This is a genomic window from Janthinobacterium sp. GW821-FHT03C08 (assembly GCF_059420905.1).
In genome coordinates this window covers 160,826-177,389 of the sequence record NZ_JBWKUP010000003.1, presented here as the reverse complement: position 1 = coordinate 177,389, position 16,564 = coordinate 160,826, and the positions used below count along the sequence as shown (strand labels likewise).

The window sequence follows — 16,564 nt, the reverse complement described above, 5'->3', positions numbered from 1 at the left end:
GCACCGGCGCATGGCCCGGCGCGCCATTGTAGCGTGCCGCTGCGGCAAACAGTACCCTGGCAGGCGAAGATGGGCACCGCGCGGAGGGCTGGCGTGCCGGCGCAGCCGCGGCGCACAAGGCGGCCTGGGTGCAGTTCACGCCGCGTTTTACGCAGTTCATCGCATTTCTGCCATACCGGCTTGTCAGCTTTGCTATCTTGTTATCGACAGCACGGCAGCCGCAGCGCGGCCGCCGGCTTTTTTTGTCCTGAGATAAAACAAATATAAAGGAAACATCATGCGTACCTTGCTGGCCCTGTGCTGTGCCGTTGCCCTTGGCGGCTGCGCCATCGTCATCAATCCCAATGATGGCGACATCCGCTACGCGGGCGATTCGGGAAGCTCCGCCATCCAGGGCAACCAGCAGGTCAGCCGCGACGTGCGCCCCGTCAGCAGCCTCACCGCCCTCGACATCGATAACATGAAGCGCGTCGATATCAAGATCGACGTGCGCGTCGGCCCCGCGCCGTCGCTGGTGATCGAAGCGGACAGCAACCTGCAGCCGCTGATCCATAGCGAAGTGAGCGGCGACACCCTGCGCATCTGGAGCGATACGAGCATTCGCAGCGGCAATGGCATCCACGTCATCTATACGACGCCGCAATTGAACAAGATCAATGTGTCCGGTTCCGGCCGCCTGGTGGTCAGCGGCTTGAATGGCGACGACTTCAGCCTGGTGCAGCGCGGCTCGATGCGTAGCGAACTGTCAGGCAAGGTGGGCCGCTTTGACGTGGCCAACAATGGCTCGGGCACCATCAACGCGGCCGCGCTTGCCAGCGGCAACACGGACACGGTGCAAAATGGCTCGGGCCGCATCCAGCTGGGCAGCGTGCGTGGCGAACGCATCAACGTGGCCGTCAATGGCTCGGGCAATATCAGCGCCAGCGGCGCCGTGCAGCGCCTCGATGCCAACGTGAATGGCTCGGGCGACATCAATCTGGCCGCCTTGAGCAGCGACATCGCCTACCTGGCAAGCAACGGTTCGGGCGACATCGATGTCAGCGTGCAAAACGAAGTCAATGCCCGCGCCAGCGGTTCGGGACGCATCACCGTGCATGGCGATCCGATTCGCCGCACCCTGTCGGGCAAACGCGTCAGCATCGTGCGCTAACCGGGCTCCCGGCGACGCAGGGGGGTCGGCTTGCTATACTGCCGGTTCCTCACCTGCTCGCCTGGAATCCCATGTCACCACCCGCCACCCTGGCATGCCGCCCCTCGTGCGGCGCCTGCTGCACCGCGCCCTCCATCACCAGCCCGATTCCCGGCATGCCGGATGGCAAACCTGCGGGCGTGCGCTGCATCCAGCTGGCCGACGACAACCGCTGCCTGATCTTTGGCCAGCCGGAACGCCCTGCCTTTTGCGGCGGCTTGCAGCCCTCGGCGGAAATGTGCGGCGCCAGCCGCGAGCATGCCATCGGCTGGCTGACGGAGCTGGAACGGCTGACGGCGCCCTGAACGCTGGCAACGCTCCAGCACACCGCCCCCCCCCTGTCGTGTGGCGATTCGCCGCGACCGCTACCTGCTGGCGCAGCGTTCCCGTGCATACGCACGTATCCGCATTTATCCGCATTTCTGCCACACGGACATCCGCCCGCCAGGCTGACGTGAGGCGTGGTCAGCCCCCGGCCTTGGTCCGCGCCGCTGCCCGCTCTTCGCCACGCAGGCGCGCATACTCCAGCATCAGGGAAACCGCCAGATAGGCCAGCAGCACGAATAGGGACGCGCGCGCGTCGCCCCAGTCCAGCGTGCCGTGGCGCTTCCAATGCAGCGCATTGAAGACAATCAGCATGCCCAGGACTCCCCACCCGCTGCGGCGCATGACGCGGCCCAGCAAGGTTGCCATTAATAGTTTACTGGTAAACACGATGTCCTTTGATTTGTTTTATTTTTCACAACTGTACGCGATTCATATCCTTCCGGCAATATTGGCTCACGCATCAAAGTCAGCTTGACTCAATTTGCACGTTTACGTATATTTATGCACATTCATGCACGTTTATAAGTTCAATATGTCCGCCACCCTTCTCCTCAAACAACGCCAGGCGCTGATCCAGCAACAATTGCACGCCGATGGCCGGGTCCTCGCGCTGGACCTGGCGCGCCAGCTCGACGTGTCCGAGGATACGATACGGCGCGACCTGCGCGAGATGGCGGCGGCCGGCCTGTGCCAACGCGTGTACGGCGGCGCCCTCCCGCTGGCGCCCGATGGCGGCAGCTTGACCCAGCGCAAGCAGGAGGCGCCCGAGCGCAAGGAACGCCTGGCCCAGGCCGCCATCTCCCTCGTGCATGCGGGCCAGGTGCTGTTTCTCGACGCGGGTTCGACCAACCTGGCCATCGCCAGCGCCTTGCCGCCCTTGGCGCTCACCGTCGTCACCAACGCCCCGGCCATTGCGATGGCGCTGATGGAACGTCCCGAGATCGAGCTGATCATGGCTGGCGGCAGGGTCGACCGCCGCGCCGGCGCCAGCCTGGGTCCGCAAGCGCTGCGCACGGTCGAGCGCATGCATCCCGACCTGTGCTTCCTCGGTGCCTGCGGCGCCGATGCGGACGCGGGCGTGACGGCCTTCAACTACGACGAGGCCGAATTCAAGCGCAGCATCGCCGGCGCCAGCAAGGCCGTCGTGGTGGCCGTCACCAGCGACAAGCTGGGCACGGCCGCCCCCTTCGGCGTGTTGGCCACGGGCTTGCTGCAGCACCTGGTGCTGGAAGCGGACGCCGACGCGGCCCACGCGGCCGCCTTTGCACAGCTGGGCGTGCAGGTATTGCGCGCCCGCGCCTGATTCTGATCGACACTCCTTCACACTGACTCCTGGAAACTTTCCCATGCACCTCACCGGCACCCTGCAACAACGCGCCACGCGCCTGGTCTTCTTTGCCGCCGGCCTTGGCATGGCCGCCTGGGCCCCGCTGGTTCCCTACGCCAAGTCGCGCCTGGGCCTCGACGAAGCTACCCTGGGTATTTTGCTGCTGTGCCTGGGCGCCGGTTCGCTGTGCGCGATGCCGTTTACGGGCATGCTGGCGGCCCGCTTCGGCTGCCGCAAGGTCATCGTCAGTGCCGGCCTGCTGCTGACCGCCATCCTGCCCGGCCTGGCGTTGGCGGCCACGCCGCTGCAACTGGGCCTGGTGCTGCTGGTCTTCGGCGCGGCCATGGGCACCTTCGACGTGGCCATCAACATCCAGGCCGTGATCATCGAAAAAGCCAATGGCGGCGCCATGATGTCGGGCTTTCACGCGCTGTTCAGCGTGGGCGGCTTCGCCGGTGCCGCCTGCATGGCCCTGCTGCTGTGGCTGGGCTTGTCCCCCGCCTGGTCCTGCGTGGTGGTGATGCTGCTGCTGTGCGGCGTACTGGGCGCGGCGCAAGGCCATCTGCTGCCGACGGCATCCGCCTCTGGCGAAAAGACGCCCCTGTTCGTCATGCCGCACGGCGCCGTGATCCTCATCGGCCTCTTGTGCTTCATCGTCTTCCTCGCCGAAGGCGCCATCCTCGACTGGAGTGCCCTGTTCCTCACCACCACGCGCGGCGTGGAAGAAACGAAGGGCGGCCTGGGGTACGCCGCCTTCGCCATCGCCATGACGGTGGGACGCTTTACGGGCGACAAGGTGGTTAGCCGTTTCGGCGGAAAGCGTGTGCTCACTTTCGGCGGCCTGTGCGCGGCCAGCGGCTTCTTCCTGGCCGTACTGGCACCTCAGGCGGGCCTGGCCATGCTGGGTTTCGTGCTGATCGGGCTGGGCGCGGCAAACATCGTGCCCATCCTGTTTACGGCAGCGGGCAAGCAGAGCGCCATGCCGGCCAGCCTGGCCGTGGCGGCCATTACCACCATCGGCTACGCAGGCATCCTGGCCGGCCCCGCCGTCATCGGTTTCGTGGCCCACGCCACCAGCCTGAATATCGCCTTCGTTATGCTGGGCTGCGCGCTGCTGCTGGTAGCCGCCAGCGCGCGCCTGGCCGCGCCGGCAAAACAGGCTTCCTGAACTTTCCCCTTGCCTGGCGGGCAGCGGCAAAAAACCGCTGCCCGCCAGCGCCCAAATCGGCTCGACGGGCCTCCGGCATGGTAAGCTTCGACCCCGCGCACATTGCTGGCGCCACGCGGTCACCCCATCCTGTCACTTATACCCGTTTATACATCTATGGATCTCATTCTTGCGTTAAAAGCCATCATCATGGGGCTGGTCGAAGGTTTTACCGAATTCTTGCCGATTTCGTCCACGGGACACCTGATCCTGGCCGGCAGCCTGCTGGACTTTACTCAAGATGTCTCCAAGGACGTGATGGATGTCTTTGAGATCGCCATCCAGGCCGGCGCCATCCTGGCCGTGTGCTGGGAGTACCGCCAGCGCATCGGCAGCGTGCTGTCCACCTTCGGCACCGAAGTCAAGTCGCGCAAGTTCGTGCTGAACGTGGCCATCGCCTTCATTCCGCTGGCCGTCATCGGCCTGGCCATCGGCAAGATGATCAAGCACGCGCTGTTCAAGCCCGTTCCGGTCGCCATGGCCTTCATCATCGGCGGTATCATCATCTTGCTGGTGGAGCGCCGCGCGCGCGCCAACCCCGTCACCGTGCGCGTCAACTCGGTCGATGAAATGACGCCATTCGATGCCTTGAAGGTGGGCTGTGCCCAGGCGTTCGCGCTGATTCCTGGCACCAGCCGTTCCGGCTCAACCATCATCGGCGGCATGCTGCTGGGCCTGTCGCGCAAGACGGCCACCGAATTCTCGTTCTTCCTGGCCATCCCGACCCTGCTGGCGGCCACCTTCTATTCGCTGTACAAGGCGCGCGACATCCTGTCGGCCACCGACGTGCCCCTGTTCGGCCTGGGCACCGTCGCCGCCTTCATCTCCGCCTTCCTGTGCGTGCGCTGGCTGTTGCGCTACATCAGCTCGCACGACTTTACATTTTTTGCCTGGTACCGCATCGTGTTTGGCATGCTGGTCCTGGCCAGCGCCCACTTCGGCTGGGTTGTTTGGGCAGAATAAGGCACTATGAATCAAGATCTTAACCAGCGCGCGCTGCACCTGCTGCAGACCGTTTTCGGCTACCCGGCCTTCCGTGGCCAGCAAGCCGACATCGTCGACCACGTCAGCCATGGCGGCGACGCGCTGGTGCTGATGCCCACCGGCGGCGGCAAGTCGCTGTGCTACCAGATCCCCGCGCTGCTGCGCGACGGCGTCGGCGTCGTCATCTCGCCGCTGATCGCCCTGATGCAGGACCAGGTCGACGCGCTCGAGGAAGTGGGCGTGCGCGCCGCCTTCCTCAATTCCACGCAGACCTACGAAGAAGCGAGCCGCATCGAGCGCCTGGTGCGCACGGGCGGCATCGACGTCGTCTACGTGGCGCCCGAACGCCTGATGACGCAGCGCTGCCTGGACCTGTTCCAGTCCTCGAAGATCGCCCTGTTCGCCATCGACGAGGCGCATTGCGTGGCCCAGTGGGGCCATGACTTCCGCCCCGAATACATCAAGCTGTCGGTGCTGCACGAGCAGTTCCCGGACGTGCCGCGCATCGCGCTCACGGCCACGGCCGACCCGCAGACGCGCGCCGAGATCGCCCTGCGCCTGCAGCTCGACGACGCGCGCCAGTTCGTCTCGTCCTTCGACCGCCCGAACATCCGCTACCAGATCGTGGAAAAGGCGAATGGCCGCAAGCAGCTGCTCGATTTCATCAACACGGAACACGCGGGCGACTGCGGCATCGTGTACTGCCTGTCGCGCAAGAAGGTGGAAGAGACGGCGGAATTTTTGAACCAGAGCGGTATCCGCGCCCTGCCCTATCACGCCGGCATGGAGTACGCCAAGCGCAGCGCCAACCAGGCGCGCTTCCTGCGCGAGGAAAACATCGTCATGGTCGCCACCATCGCCTTCGGCATGGGCATCGACAAGCCCGACGTGCGCTTCGTGGCGCATCTGGACCTGCCGAAAAGCATCGAGGGCTATTACCAGGAATCGGGGCGCGCGGGCCGCGACGGCATGGCCGCCAACGCGTGGATGGCGTACGGCTTGCAGGACGTGGTGCTGCAGCGGCGCATGATCGACGAATCGGAAGCGGACGACACCTTCAAGCGGGTGCTGGGCGTCAAACTCGACGCCATGCTGGGCCTGTGCGAAACGCTCAGCTGCCGCCGCATGCGATTGCTCGAATACTTCGGCGAGCCGGCTTCGCCGTGCGGCAATTGCGACACCTGCCTGGTGCCGCCCGTGTCCTTCGACGGCACCGTGCCCGTGCAAAAACTGCTGTCGGCCATCTACCGCGTCGACCAGCGCTTCGCCGGCGGCCACGTGATCGACGTGCTGCGCGGCGTGGAATCGGAACGCATCAAGACCTGGCACCACGATTCCCTGTCCGTCTTCGGCATCGGCTCGGACCTGGGCGAAGCGGAATGGAAATCGATTTTGCGCCAGGCCATCGCACTGGGCCTCGTGTCGGTCGACCATGAACAATACAGCTCGCTGAAACTGACGGACGCCTCGCGCCCCGTGCTCAAGGGCGGCCAGAAGGTGCAGCTGCGCCAGTACCAGAAACCGGTGAAAACCAGCAAGCGCAGCACCAGCGTGGCGAAGGGCTATGTCGAGACGGATCTGTCGACCAGCGAGCAGGCCATCTTCGACAAGCTGCGCTGGTGGCGCGTGGAGACGGCGCGCACGCACAACGTGCCGGCCTACGTCATCTTCGTCGACGCCACCCTGCGCGAAATCGCCAAGGCCAAGCCCACCTCGCTGGAGCAGATGCGCGGCGTGAGCGGCGTGGGCGAGAAAAAACTGGCCTCGTACGGCGACGAAATCGTCGCCATGATCCTGGAGATGATTTGATGGAAGCACTCTCGCCCCAGCTGATTTACCAGGCCGTGGAACTGCTGGGCGCGCAGGCCGACGCCGACGACGCCGTGGAAGCGCAGGTGCGTGCCCTGGTCGGCGACGACCTCACCATGCGCCGCCTGGCCGACGTGATTCCGGAAGCCTTCGGCCTGGTGCTGGCGTCGCACCTGCCCGGCGCCGATACCATGACCCTGCCCGACGCCTTCCGCGCGCAGGACGAGGACGGCGAATGGCTGGAGTTTCCCATGCGCCGCGAACCGATCTTTGTCGTGGCGCTGGACATCGCCCAGCACACCTTCCACAATGGCCCGCGCGCGCTGCTGCAAAACCTGGCCGAACGCAGCTCCCTGCTGGCGGCCATCAGCAAGGGCTTGAACGCGGGCGGCTCGCTCGACGGCACGACCCTGGGCCCGCCGTCCTTCTTCGGCCTGCCGGCATCGCTGTACCAGCCTGCGGCATCGACCGATACGCCCTGACCACTGTACTTTGCCTCTGTCCTTGATAAGAGAACGCTGCCGCGATGGAAACCAAATGGCTGGAAGACTTCATTTCGCTCGCTGAAACGCATAACTTCAGCCGTTCTGCGGCCCTGCGCCACGTCACCCAGCCGGCCTTTTCGCGGCGCATCCAGTCGCTGGAAAACTGGCTCGGCATCGACCTGGTCGACCGCACCTCGTATCCCACGCGCTTGACGCCGGCCGGCGCCGTGTTCTACGAGCAGGCGCTGGAAATGCTGGGGCAGATCAACGGCGTGCGCGCCCTCTTGCGCGGCAAGCGGGCGGCCACGCAAACGAGCGTCGATTTCGCCGTACCGCACACGCTCTCGCTGACCTTCATGCCGAAGTGGCTGACGGCGCTGGAAGAAGGTTTTGCCCCCATCAACAGCCGTTTGATGGCCCTGAACGTGCACGACGCCGTGCTGCAGCTGGTCGACGGCGGCTGCGACCTGCTGCTGTGCTATCACCATCCACGCCAGCCGGTGCAGCTGGACCCGGGCCGCTACGACATGCTGGTGATGGGCCGCGAAACCCTGCGCGCGTACGCGCGCTGCGGCCAGGACAAGGTGCCCGATTTCGTCCTGCCCGGCAGCGCCAAGGACCCGCTGCCCTTCCTCTCCTACACCAACAACGCCTACCTGGGGCGCATGGTGGAATTGCTGGTGGCCGACGCCAAGGTGCCCCTGTTCCTCGATACCTGCTACGAGACGGACATGGCCGAAGGCTTGAAGATGATGGCGCTGGAAGGACGCGGCATCGCCTTCCTGCCCGAATCGGCCGTCATGCGCGACGTCAAATACAAACACCTGGCGCGCGCCGATGGCGGTGCGCCAGGCTGGGAAATCGAGCTGGAAATCCGCCTGTACCGCGAACGCCCGTCTAGCCTGCGCCCCGGCAAGCCCATCGTCGAAAGCCTGTGGCAATACCTGGTGCAGTCGCAGGATGGCAAGACCCGCATGGGCAAGCGCCGCAAACGCGCCACCGAGACCGCGCCATCCTGACTGGCAATCCTGTCAACACAACTATGCATTAAATGCATAACCGGATGCGCACAAAGCATTGGCCGGGGCATGAGGCTATCGCCTACGATGCGGTTCCGCTGCGCGCAGCCTCAAGGTGCGCCTACCACAGCATTTTTGAACGCCAGAAAAAATCATCGCGATGCTCTGCAGATTTTTCAGCGTTACACCACCGTTTTGTCCAGGAGCTTATCAAGCATGACCAGCAAGCACGCACTTCCTTCCTACCTCAATCCTGAAGACCTGGGCCCATGGGGCGTCTACCTCGAGCAGATCGACCGCGTTACGCCTTACCTGGGCAACCTGTCGCGCTGGGTGGAAACGCTGAAGCGTCCAAAGCGCATCCTGACGGTCGACGTGCCCATCGAGCGCGATGACGGCACCATTGCCCACTACGAAGGCTACCGCGTGCAGCACAACCTGTCGCGCGGCCCGGGCAAGGGCGGCGTGCGCTTCCACCAGGACGTGACCCTGTCAGAAGTGATGGCCCTGTCGGCATGGATGACGGTCAAGAATGCTGCCGTCAACGTGCCATACGGCGGCGCCAAGGGCGGTATCCGTGTCGATCCGAAGACCCTGTCGCGCGGCGAACTGCAGCGCCTGACCCGCCGCTACACGAGCGAGATCAGCATGATCATCGGACCAAACAAGGATATCCCGGCACCGGACGTCAACACGAATGAACAAGTCATGGCGTGGATGATGGACAGCTACGCCATGATCGGCGGCAATATGTCGACCGGCGTGGTAACGGGCAAACCAATCTCGCTGGGCGGCAGCCTGGGCCGCCGCGATGCGACAGGCCGCGGCGTGTTCGTCGTCGGTTGCGATGCTGCCGCCAAGGTCGGCATGTCGCTCGAAGGCGCGAAAGTCATCGTCCAAGGTTTCGGCAACGTGGGCGGCGTCGCTGCCCGCATGTTCGCGGAAGCCGGCTCGAAAGTGGTGGCGGTACAGGACCACAAGACCACCGTCGTGCATTCCGGCGGCTTGAACATCCCGCAACTGCTGGCACACGTGGCCGAAGTGGGCAGCGTCGAAGGCTTCCCGGGCGCCGAGGCATTCGTGCCACGCGAAGATTTCTGGGGCATCGACTGCGACATCCTGATCCCGGCCGCGCTGGAACAGCAGATCACGGCAGAACGCGCGCAAGTCATCCGCGCCAAGATCATCCTGGAAGGCGCCAACGGCCCGACCCTGCCGGCAGCGGACGACATCCTGACCGACCGCGGCGTATTGATCGTGCCGGACGTGCTGGCCAATGCCGGCGGCGTGACCGTCAGCTACTTCGAGTGGGCGCAGAACTTCTCGAGCTTCTTCTGGACGGAAGAAGAGATCAACAGCCGTCTGACCCGCATCATGCGCGAAGCATTCGACGCCGTATGGCAAGTGTCGCAAGAGAAGAAAGTGTCGATGCGTACTGCCACCTTCATCCTGGCGTGCACCCGCGTCCTCCAAGCTCGCGAAGTGCGCGGTCTCTACCCTTAATGGCTGCCTGAGAAAAAGCCCAGGGCGTTGTTGCCTTCCCCTCGTCGTACTAGCGTACTGTCTTCGGGGCGGCGCCTGGCCCTGGGCATTTTTCAGGCGCCATTGCTACCTTTGACGCCGTTAGTTTAATGGCGCTCTAAAAAAATCCCGCCACACTGAAGTGTGAGCGGGATTTTTTGTATCCGGCGGACTTTTTTACGCCGCGTAACCTTGCGGATTCTGGTGCTGCCAGCGCCAGTGGTCGGTGCACATGTCGTCGATGTCTTTCTGGGCTTGCCAGCCTAGCAATTCCTTGGCCTTGTCGGCCGAGGCGTAGCAGCTGGCGATGTCGCCGGGGCGACGCGGCACGATGTCGTAGGGGACCTTGCGGCCGCTGGCGGCCTCGAAGGCGCGGACGGTATCGAGCACGCTGTAGCCATGGCCCGTGCCCAGGTTGACGGTAAAGCCGCCTTCGGTGGAAAACAGACGGTTCAACGCCGCCACATGGCCCAGCGCCAGGTCCACCACATGAATGTAGTCACGCACGCCGGTGCCGTCCGGCGTGGCGTAGTCGTTGCCGAACACGGCCAGGCGCTCGCGGCGGCCCACGGCTACCTGGGCGATGAACGGCATCAGGTTGTTCGGAATGCCGGCCGGGTCTTCGCCGATCAAGCCGCTGGCATGCGCGCCGACGGGGTTGAAATAACGCAATACGCCCACTTGCCATTGCGCATCGGCATGCACGAGATCGGCCAAGATCTGTTCGACCATCAGCTTGGAGCGGCCATACGGATTGGTCACGGACAGGCGCGACGTTTCCAGGATGGGCAAGGCTTCCGGATCGCCGTACACGGTAGCCGATGAGCTGAACACGAAACGCTTCACGTTCGCCGCCGCCAGCACTTCCAGCAGGGTCACGGTGCCCGCCACATTATTGTCCATGTACATCAGCGGTTGCGCCACGGACTCGCCTACGGCCTTCAGGCCCGCGAAATGGATCACCGCATCGATGACATGCTCGCGCAAGATGGCAGCCATGGCCGCACGGTCGCGCACATCGGCCTCATAGAAGGGCACGCTCTTGCCGGCAATGCGCTCGACGCGGGCCATGGCTTCGCGCGCGCTATTGCACAAATTATCCACGGCGACCACGTCAAAGCCAGCCGCCAGCAATTCGACGCAGGTATGCGAGCCGATAAAACCGGAAGCGCCGGTCACGAGTATTTTCTTGCTCATAATCCCAACCAATGCAAAAAAGATAAGACTACCTGAATTCGGCCTCCCTGCCAAGCCGGCACGCCGGACGCATAGCCGTCCACCATAAAAAAAGCCTGCCGCGTGGTGGCGGCAGGCTCATTCTGTTCAGGCACAGGGGCGGACACACCGCCAGCACGCTGCGCGTTTATTTCTTAATGAATACCAAATCCCATACGCCGTGGCCCAGCTTCAAACCTCGGTTTTCAAACTTGGTCAGCGGACGATACGCGGGCTGTGGCGCGTAACCATCGGCGCTATTGCGCAATTGCGGCTCGGTACCCAGCACGTCCAGCATCTGCACCGCATAATCTTCCCAGTCCGTGGCGCAATGCAGATAGCCGCCCGGCGCCAGACGATCGGTCAACTGCTTGACGAACGGCGACTGGATCAGCCGGCGCTTGTTGTGACGCGCCTTGTGCCATGGGTCGGGGAAAAAGACGTGGATACCGGCCAGCGAATTGGCGGGAATCATGTGCGTGAGCACTTCCACGGCATCGTGCTGCAGCAGGCGCAGATTCGTCAGCGATTCCTCGCCGATCAGCTTCAACAGGCTGCCGACGCCGGGCGTATGCACTTCGACGCCGATGAAATCCTTCTCCGGCATGGCCTTGGCGATATGCGCCGTGGTCGCGCCCATGCCGAAACCGATTTCCAGGATGACGGGCGCCTTGCGGCCGAACACCTGCTCGAAATCCATGGGTTCTTTGGCGAACGGCAACAGGAACTGCGGTCCCAGCGTCTCAAGCGCGCGCGCCTGCGCCACGGAGAGCCGTCCCGCGCGGGTCACGAAACTGCGGATGCGGTGTTCGGTCGGATCGTACATCATCGGCCGCGCAGGGCCGTTTGCTGGGGTATCTGAAGACATGGGAATGAAGAAAATAGTGGCCGCGCCGCACAAAGCCAGGCGCCAGCGGAAAATGGAGCGGGTGAAGGGAATCGAACCCTCGTCGTAAGCTTGGGAAGCTTCTGCTCTACCATTGAGCTACACCCGCGAAGCCTGCATTTTACGCGGCTTTCACCGCTATTGGCAACGTTGCAGCATGGTTGCTGTGATCGAAAATGCGATGATCGATTTCTCCGAGGTGTGATGGCCATACATGCAAAAGCTCTTCGCTCCACGGCCACATGTCAACCGCCCTTCCGAGTCTTATATGCCATGATATCGATGATTACCTTGATATATACAATAACGGCATACTGCAAATTTGAGAATATTTTCTTTATAGCAATCACCAACCGGCAGGTAATTAAGACCTTAGGCCGTTGAAGATGACTGCATTATTGCCTAATTATTATTTATATTTATCGTTCCTGATCTTGGCCCCGTATAATCGGATACATCCTAAAGCTTTTAATTAACGCCGCTTTCCTGAGCCCGGCGCGCCAACTCCCTCCTGTACATGCGAGGTGATTTCAAGTTCAACGACGAGTGAGGATGCATCTCGTTGAAATGCGTAAAAGCGCCTGGCAACTGGGCGAACACAACTTCTGCCGTGCTGCGGTCCATCAGGTTGACGTAGTCCCGTTTAAAGGTGTTCACGAAGCTCTCAGCAATGCCGTTCGACTGTGGGCTGCACACCGGTGCATGCACCGGCTCGATGTCCAGTTCGCGCGCCAGCGCGTGCGTTTCATGGGCTCGATAGGCGCCGCCGTTGTCACTCAAAAATTCCAGCTTGGCCGATCCAACGCTGGCCTGCCCAAATTGGCTTCCACCACCTCCACCAACATGTCGCGCACCGGCTCGCCAGGCAGACCACGTTCGGCCCACGCACGCCACGCAATAATTTCGCGATCACAGCAGTCTTTCATAAACACACCAGTCACTACCTCGCCGTTGTCGCATACCGGCCTTGCTTGCACCAACCTGACCTACTCGCTTGACTGCTTCGTGCTTAAACCCTTCAGAAAACAACCGTTTTTCACGTCCAATGTCATACCCCTGGTAGTAAGAGAATCAGTGGGCTATCTCAAAAGCAATATTGAGGCGACACGTTAAAAACTCGCTCAAAAAATAAAAGCCCATTTTTCAAACAAATGAAAAAGGGCTCTTATTGTGAAAGATACGCATCACGAATGATGTGACTTTCATTGCATCAAACCTCGACATCCAGTTTGAGAACAAACTGATGTTCGAGTCTATCTGTCGCTGCTTAGGCAGCTAAGAATTAATGATGGGTTGTGGTGGCGTGCGCGGTGGTCGAGTCCGAGCTGGCTGCACCGGCCACAACGGCAACAGCTGCGCCGATTGCGATCATGGTGCTGACGCTCAGGCCGGCAACGGTGGTGCCAGCGGCTGCGCCAGCTGCCGGAGCAGCTGCTGCAGGTGCTGGGGCCGGAGCCGATTGAGCCATGGCTTGCGCGGATGCGAAGCACAGTACTGCCGAAGCGATCAGAATTTTCTTCATGAGATATCCTTTTAGGTTGAACAGTGGGAAATGCTAAACTGTCGCGTGATTGTAGCAACATTTCCCCTTCTAGTCTGCATTGCACCGTTGATGGGTGCAATAATTCATTGTATTTTAATTTAATAAAGAGGCAATTCCGTTTGATGGCTGGGCTTCGGGTGATCTTGCCCCCGTATAACCAAACACAGCCAATCGTTTAGTTAGCGCCGCTTTCCTGAGCCCGACGCGCCAGCTCCCTCCTGAACATGCGAGGCGATTTCCATTTCAGCGACGAATGCGGATGGACCTCGTTGAAGTGCATAAAGGCGTCTGGCAATTGAGCCAGAACGATTTCTGCGCTGCTGCGGTCCATCAAGTTCACGTAGTCCCGTTTAAACGTGTTCAAGAAGCTTTCAGCAATGCCGTTCAACTACGGGCTGCATACCGGCGTGTGCACCGGTTCAATCCCAAGTGCACGCAGCAGCGCGTGCGTTTCATGGGCCCGGTAGGCGCCACCGTTGTCGCTCAAGAATTCCAGCCGGGTCGATCCGACGCTGGCCTGGCCGAATCTTGCCTCGACCGCTTCCACCAGCATGTCGCGCATGGGCTCGCCAGGCAGGCCACGCTCCACCCAGGCACGCCACGCAATGATTTCGCGGTCACAGCAATCCTTCATGAACACACCGGTCACCACGTCGCCATTGTCGCAGGCGATCTCAAAACCGTCCGAGCACCACCGCTGATTGGGTTCGTCCACCGCCACCACGCCACTGTGCACGCGGCTGCTCACTGGGCGTTTCGGCGCCTTGGGTAGCAGCAAACTGTTCGCTTTCATCACGCGATAAAGCCGTTTGTGATTGATTGCTGGCAGGCCCATCAAGACGCGCGTGCGGTTGACCAGAGCGCCAGCCCGGCGATAGCCATAGGTCGGCAGCGCTGTAATCTCGGCGCGCACGGCGTCGACCAGGATGGCGTCGGCAGGCTGGTGGAACGTCTGCATGGTGCGGCCATCGATCCAGTCTGCGGGACGAACCAGCGGTTGGGCGACGTGTGAACGCGCTACGCCAAGGGCAGAGCAGACCGGCTTCACTGGTCGTCCTTTCCCGACAAGGGCGAGCGCGCAATCCACTTTTTTTCGCGAGAGAACTCGACGGCTTCCTTCAGGATTTCCGCCTCCATCGTCTTCTTGCCGAGCATGCGCTGCAACTGAACTACCTGCGCGCGCGCAGCGGCCAGTTCGCTGGCCGGCACCACCGATTCGCCAGCAGTGACCGCCGTTAGTTAGGGGAAATCCAGGGATATCACCCGGAAATGGCATGAATTGTTGGCAACATAGCTTTCACAACGCAGACTTAACCAGAAAATGTTGCTACAATGATGTGACATTTTTGCATTTCCCTATTCAATTTAAAAGGATACCCTCATGAAAAAAATTCTGATTGCTACAGCAGTCCTGTGCTTCGCTTCCGCGCAAGCCATGGCTCAATCGGCTCCGGCCCCAGCACCTGCAGCAGCGGCTCCAGCAGCTGGCGCAGCAGCCGGCACCACCGTTGCTGGTTTAAGCGTCAGCACCATGATCGCCATCGGTGCAGCTGTTGCTGTTGTAGCTGGTGCCGCCAGCTCGGACTCGACCACAAGCCACGCGACCACCACCCACCATTAATATCTGGCTGCCAAGACAACCAAGATAGGCACTTCCTGTGACTGGATGTCGAGTACGGAGATGGTCCACTGGTGCAGATAGCCAGCATATCCTAGCAAGACGTCCAGCTTCACAATAAAAGCCCTTTTCATGTCATTTGAAAATGGGCTTTTATTTTTTCTTGCCAACATCAATTGATCTGCCTGCTTGATAAACCACTATTCTTGCCATATGCGTGAGCCATCCCACTCCTTCTACCAAGAAATACCATTTGCATGCCCATGAAGAACCAGCCTTTTTTCAAGCGCATGAAATATGCACGGGAAGGGATAGCTGCCGCCGTCCGCCTGGAGTCGAGCTTCCGCGTACAATGCCTTGCCGCTCTCCTGGTATTGCTGGTGCTCGTCTGGAGCAGGCCAGCCATGATCTGGTGGGCACTGCTGTTGCTCAGCTGTGGCATGGTCCTCGCGGCTGAGCTTTTCAATACGGCACTGGAACACTTGAGCGATCATTTGCATCCGGCCCTGCATCCCAGTATCAAAATTGCCAAGGATTGCGCCGCAGGGGCCGTCCTGATTCTCAGCATGTGCGCCACGGGCATCTTTGTGGCTTTCTTGGTTGAAACATTGGTGTAGTGACTACGTCGCACACATATCGCGCAACCAGTCATGTGGCCCTATGCAGGTATCGACACTCACTCAAAGATGTCAGCGTTGGCCAGCAAGGTCCCTGCTTTATCTTTACTGGACAACAAGGGCTCTGTTTCAAGCGGCCATTCGATACCGATGGCAGGGTCATTCCACAGGATACTCCGCTCGAATTCCGGCGCCCAATAATCCGTCGTCTTATACAGGAACTCGGCACTATCGCTGGTCACGACGAAACCGTGGGCAAAGCCTTCCGGTATCCATAACTGGCGTTTATTGGCGGCCGATAACTCGACACCAACCCAATCACCGAGCGTGGGCGAACTCTTGCGCAAGTCGACAGCCACATCAAACACGGCTCCAGCGATCACCCGCACCAGCTTGCCTTGCGGCTGCTGAATCTGATAATGCAAGCCACGCAGCACTGCTTTGACGGACTTGGAATGATTGTCCTGCACGAATCGACGACTGATACCCGTCAATTCCGCAAAACGCTTCTGGTTAAAACTCTCGTAAAAAAAGCCCCGGTCATCACCAAAGACAGTTGGTTCGATGATCAGGACCTCAGGTATTGCCGTGGGTTGAATATGCATGATGTGAGATAAGCCTAGGAAAAACTGCCTGGATTGCCGAATCGGTGCTGCAAAGGCCGGACACTACTTGTAGCGCAGCGATATTGCTGCCCGCGCTCGGCGCTCCGGTGGCCCCATGCCCGCGCATCGCTTCGCCGTTCAGCTAAACAGCAGCAGTTTCCCGACCGTCCTTTGAGAAGGTATAGCCACTGTGCCCAGAGTGTATCGCAGAA

General features: G+C 61.2%; 16 protein-coding genes, 1 tRNA gene and 2 pseudogenes. 11 read left to right on the top strand and 8 right to left on the bottom strand.

Annotated elements, in window-relative coordinates; genetic code table 11:
* Positions 1–277 precede the first annotated feature (277 nt).
* Together AC07VL_RS05260 and AC07VL_RS05255 are read left to right on the top strand one after the other, a co-directional pair.
* Positions 278–1,150 carry a head GIN domain-containing protein gene (locus tag AC07VL_RS05260; RefSeq protein ID WP_494804899.1) on the top strand — a complete coding sequence of 291 codons (873 nt, stop codon included), beginning with the start codon at positions 278–280 and terminating at the stop codon, positions 1,148–1,150.
* 71 nt (positions 1,151–1,221) lie between these two features.
* Positions 1,222–1,494, top strand: coding sequence for a YkgJ family cysteine cluster protein (locus AC07VL_RS05255; protein ID WP_494804898.1), 273 nt, complete (start codon positions 1,222–1,224; stop codon positions 1,492–1,494).
* 160 nt (positions 1,495–1,654) lie between these two features.
* On the opposite strand, the gene AC07VL_RS05250 is transcribed toward AC07VL_RS05255, so the two are convergent.
* A complete protein-coding gene (locus AC07VL_RS05250; RefSeq protein ID WP_494804897.1) occupies positions 1,655–1,882 on the bottom strand; it encodes a hypothetical protein in 228 nt (75 codons plus the stop codon).
* Between the two features lie 166 nt (positions 1,883–2,048).
* On the opposite strand from AC07VL_RS05250, the gene AC07VL_RS05245 reads away from it, so the two are divergent.
* The 7 genes from AC07VL_RS05245 (at position 2,049) to AC07VL_RS05215 (ending at position 9,850) form a co-directional block, all read left to right on the top strand.
* Positions 2,049–2,819, top strand: coding sequence for a DeoR/GlpR family DNA-binding transcription regulator (locus AC07VL_RS05245; RefSeq protein ID WP_494804896.1), 771 nt, complete (start codon positions 2,049–2,051; stop codon positions 2,817–2,819).
* A 43-nt stretch (positions 2,820–2,862) separates the two neighbouring features.
* On the top strand, positions 2,863–4,011 hold the full coding sequence (locus tag AC07VL_RS05240; protein ID WP_494804895.1) for an MFS transporter: 1,149 nt from the start codon (positions 2,863–2,865) through the stop codon (positions 4,009–4,011).
* A gap of 156 nt (positions 4,012–4,167) precedes the next feature.
* Positions 4,168–5,013 (top strand): undecaprenyl-diphosphate phosphatase, encoded by an 846-nt coding sequence (locus AC07VL_RS05235; protein ID WP_494804894.1) that lies wholly within the window; start codon positions 4,168–4,170, stop codon positions 5,011–5,013.
* A 6-nt stretch (positions 5,014–5,019) separates the two neighbouring features.
* Positions 5,020–6,843: a DNA helicase RecQ gene (recQ, locus tag AC07VL_RS05230; protein WP_494804893.1), complete on the top strand. Its 1,824-nt coding sequence runs from the start codon at positions 5,020–5,022 to the stop codon at positions 6,841–6,843.
* On the top strand, positions 6,843–7,325 hold the full coding sequence (locus AC07VL_RS05225) for a hypothetical protein (RefSeq protein WP_494804892.1): 483 nt from the start codon (positions 6,843–6,845) through the stop codon (positions 7,323–7,325). The genes recQ and AC07VL_RS05225 overlap by 1 nt, the downstream gene beginning before the upstream one ends.
* Positions 7,326–7,369: 44 nt before the next feature.
* Positions 7,370–8,347 carry a LysR family transcriptional regulator gene (locus AC07VL_RS05220; protein ID WP_494804891.1) on the top strand — a complete coding sequence of 326 codons (978 nt, stop codon included), beginning with the start codon at positions 7,370–7,372 and terminating at the stop codon, positions 8,345–8,347.
* A gap of 216 nt (positions 8,348–8,563) precedes the next feature.
* On the top strand, positions 8,564–9,850 hold the full coding sequence (locus tag AC07VL_RS05215) for a Glu/Leu/Phe/Val family dehydrogenase (protein WP_494804890.1): 1,287 nt from the start codon (positions 8,564–8,566) through the stop codon (positions 9,848–9,850).
* A 195-nt stretch (positions 9,851–10,045) separates the two neighbouring features.
* On the opposite strand, the gene galE is transcribed toward AC07VL_RS05215, so the two are convergent.
* From galE to AC07VL_RS05185, 6 genes and pseudogenes are all read right to left on the bottom strand, one after another.
* The gene (gene galE, locus AC07VL_RS05210; RefSeq protein ID WP_494804889.1) at positions 10,046–11,065 is read right to left on the bottom strand and encodes a UDP-glucose 4-epimerase GalE; all 1,020 of its coding nucleotides are present in this window, start codon (positions 11,063–11,065) and stop codon (positions 10,046–10,048) included.
* A gap of 166 nt (positions 11,066–11,231) precedes the next feature.
* Positions 11,232–11,912 carry a tRNA (guanosine(46)-N7)-methyltransferase TrmB gene (trmB, locus tag AC07VL_RS05205; protein WP_494805067.1) on the bottom strand — a complete coding sequence of 227 codons (681 nt, stop codon included), beginning with the start codon at positions 11,910–11,912 and terminating at the stop codon, positions 11,232–11,234.
* A gap of 92 nt (positions 11,913–12,004) precedes the next feature.
* A tRNA-Gly gene (locus AC07VL_RS05200) sits at positions 12,005–12,078 on the bottom strand.
* A 359-nt stretch (positions 12,079–12,437) separates the two neighbouring features.
* A pseudogene (locus AC07VL_RS05195) lies at positions 12,438–12,928 on the bottom strand (integrase core domain-containing protein); the annotation flags it as partial.
* A gap of 323 nt (positions 12,929–13,251) precedes the next feature.
* The gene (locus AC07VL_RS05190) at positions 13,252–13,491 is read right to left on the bottom strand and encodes a hypothetical protein (protein WP_494804888.1); all 240 of its coding nucleotides are present in this window, start codon (positions 13,489–13,491) and stop codon (positions 13,252–13,254) included.
* Between the two features lie 196 nt (positions 13,492–13,687).
* Positions 13,688–14,751, bottom strand: a pseudogene (locus tag AC07VL_RS05185) (IS3 family transposase); the annotation flags it as partial.
* 142 nt (positions 14,752–14,893) lie between these two features.
* Here AC07VL_RS05185 and AC07VL_RS05180 point away from each other — a divergent pair.
* On the top strand, positions 14,894–15,133 hold the full coding sequence (locus AC07VL_RS05180; protein ID WP_494804887.1) for a hypothetical protein: 240 nt from the start codon (positions 14,894–14,896) through the stop codon (positions 15,131–15,133).
* A gap of 254 nt (positions 15,134–15,387) precedes the next feature.
* Positions 15,388–15,747: a diacylglycerol kinase gene (locus AC07VL_RS05175; protein ID WP_494804886.1), complete on the top strand. Its 360-nt coding sequence runs from the start codon at positions 15,388–15,390 to the stop codon at positions 15,745–15,747.
* Between the two features lie 59 nt (positions 15,748–15,806).
* On the opposite strand, the gene rfbC is transcribed toward AC07VL_RS05175, so the two are convergent.
* Positions 15,807–16,352 carry a dTDP-4-dehydrorhamnose 3,5-epimerase gene (gene rfbC, locus AC07VL_RS05170; RefSeq protein WP_494804885.1) on the bottom strand — a complete coding sequence of 182 codons (546 nt, stop codon included), beginning with the start codon at positions 16,350–16,352 and terminating at the stop codon, positions 15,807–15,809.
* Positions 16,353–16,564 lie beyond the last annotated feature (212 nt).

What these genes read in the sequence shown, in the direction of transcription:
- AC07VL_RS05260 (WP_494804899.1), top strand. Translation starts at nt 278, where the DNA reads ATGCGTACCTTGCTGGCCCTGTGCTGTGCCGTTGCCCTTGGCGGCTGC.
- AC07VL_RS05255 (WP_494804898.1), top strand. Translation starts at nt 1,222, where the DNA reads ATGTCACCACCCGCCACCCTGGCATGCCGCCCCTCGTGCGGCGCCTGC.
- AC07VL_RS05250 (WP_494804897.1), bottom strand. Translation starts at nt 1,882, where the DNA reads ATGGCAACCTTGCTGGGCCGCGTCATGCGCCGCAGCGGGTGGGGAGTC.
- AC07VL_RS05245 (WP_494804896.1), top strand. Translation starts at nt 2,049, where the DNA reads ATGTCCGCCACCCTTCTCCTCAAACAACGCCAGGCGCTGATCCAGCAA.
- AC07VL_RS05240 (WP_494804895.1), top strand. Translation starts at nt 2,863, where the DNA reads ATGCACCTCACCGGCACCCTGCAACAACGCGCCACGCGCCTGGTCTTC.
- AC07VL_RS05235 (WP_494804894.1), top strand. Translation starts at nt 4,168, where the DNA reads ATGGATCTCATTCTTGCGTTAAAAGCCATCATCATGGGGCTGGTCGAA.
- recQ (WP_494804893.1), top strand. Translation starts at nt 5,020, where the DNA reads ATGAATCAAGATCTTAACCAGCGCGCGCTGCACCTGCTGCAGACCGTT.
- AC07VL_RS05225 (WP_494804892.1), top strand. Translation starts at nt 6,843, where the DNA reads ATGGAAGCACTCTCGCCCCAGCTGATTTACCAGGCCGTGGAACTGCTG.
- AC07VL_RS05220 (WP_494804891.1), top strand. Translation starts at nt 7,370, where the DNA reads ATGGAAACCAAATGGCTGGAAGACTTCATTTCGCTCGCTGAAACGCAT.
- AC07VL_RS05215 (WP_494804890.1), top strand. Translation starts at nt 8,564, where the DNA reads ATGACCAGCAAGCACGCACTTCCTTCCTACCTCAATCCTGAAGACCTG.
- galE (WP_494804889.1), bottom strand. Translation starts at nt 11,065, where the DNA reads ATGAGCAAGAAAATACTCGTGACCGGCGCTTCCGGTTTTATCGGCTCG.
- trmB (WP_494805067.1), bottom strand. Translation starts at nt 11,912, where the DNA reads ATGATGTACGATCCGACCGAACACCGCATCCGCAGTTTCGTGACCCGC.
- AC07VL_RS05190 (WP_494804888.1), bottom strand. Translation starts at nt 13,491, where the DNA reads ATGAAGAAAATTCTGATCGCTTCGGCAGTACTGTGCTTCGCATCCGCG.
- AC07VL_RS05180 (WP_494804887.1), top strand. Translation starts at nt 14,894, where the DNA reads ATGAAAAAAATTCTGATTGCTACAGCAGTCCTGTGCTTCGCTTCCGCG.
- AC07VL_RS05175 (WP_494804886.1), top strand. Translation starts at nt 15,388, where the DNA reads ATGCCCATGAAGAACCAGCCTTTTTTCAAGCGCATGAAATATGCACGG.
- rfbC (WP_494804885.1), bottom strand. Translation starts at nt 16,352, where the DNA reads ATGCATATTCAACCCACGGCAATACCTGAGGTCCTGATCATCGAACCA.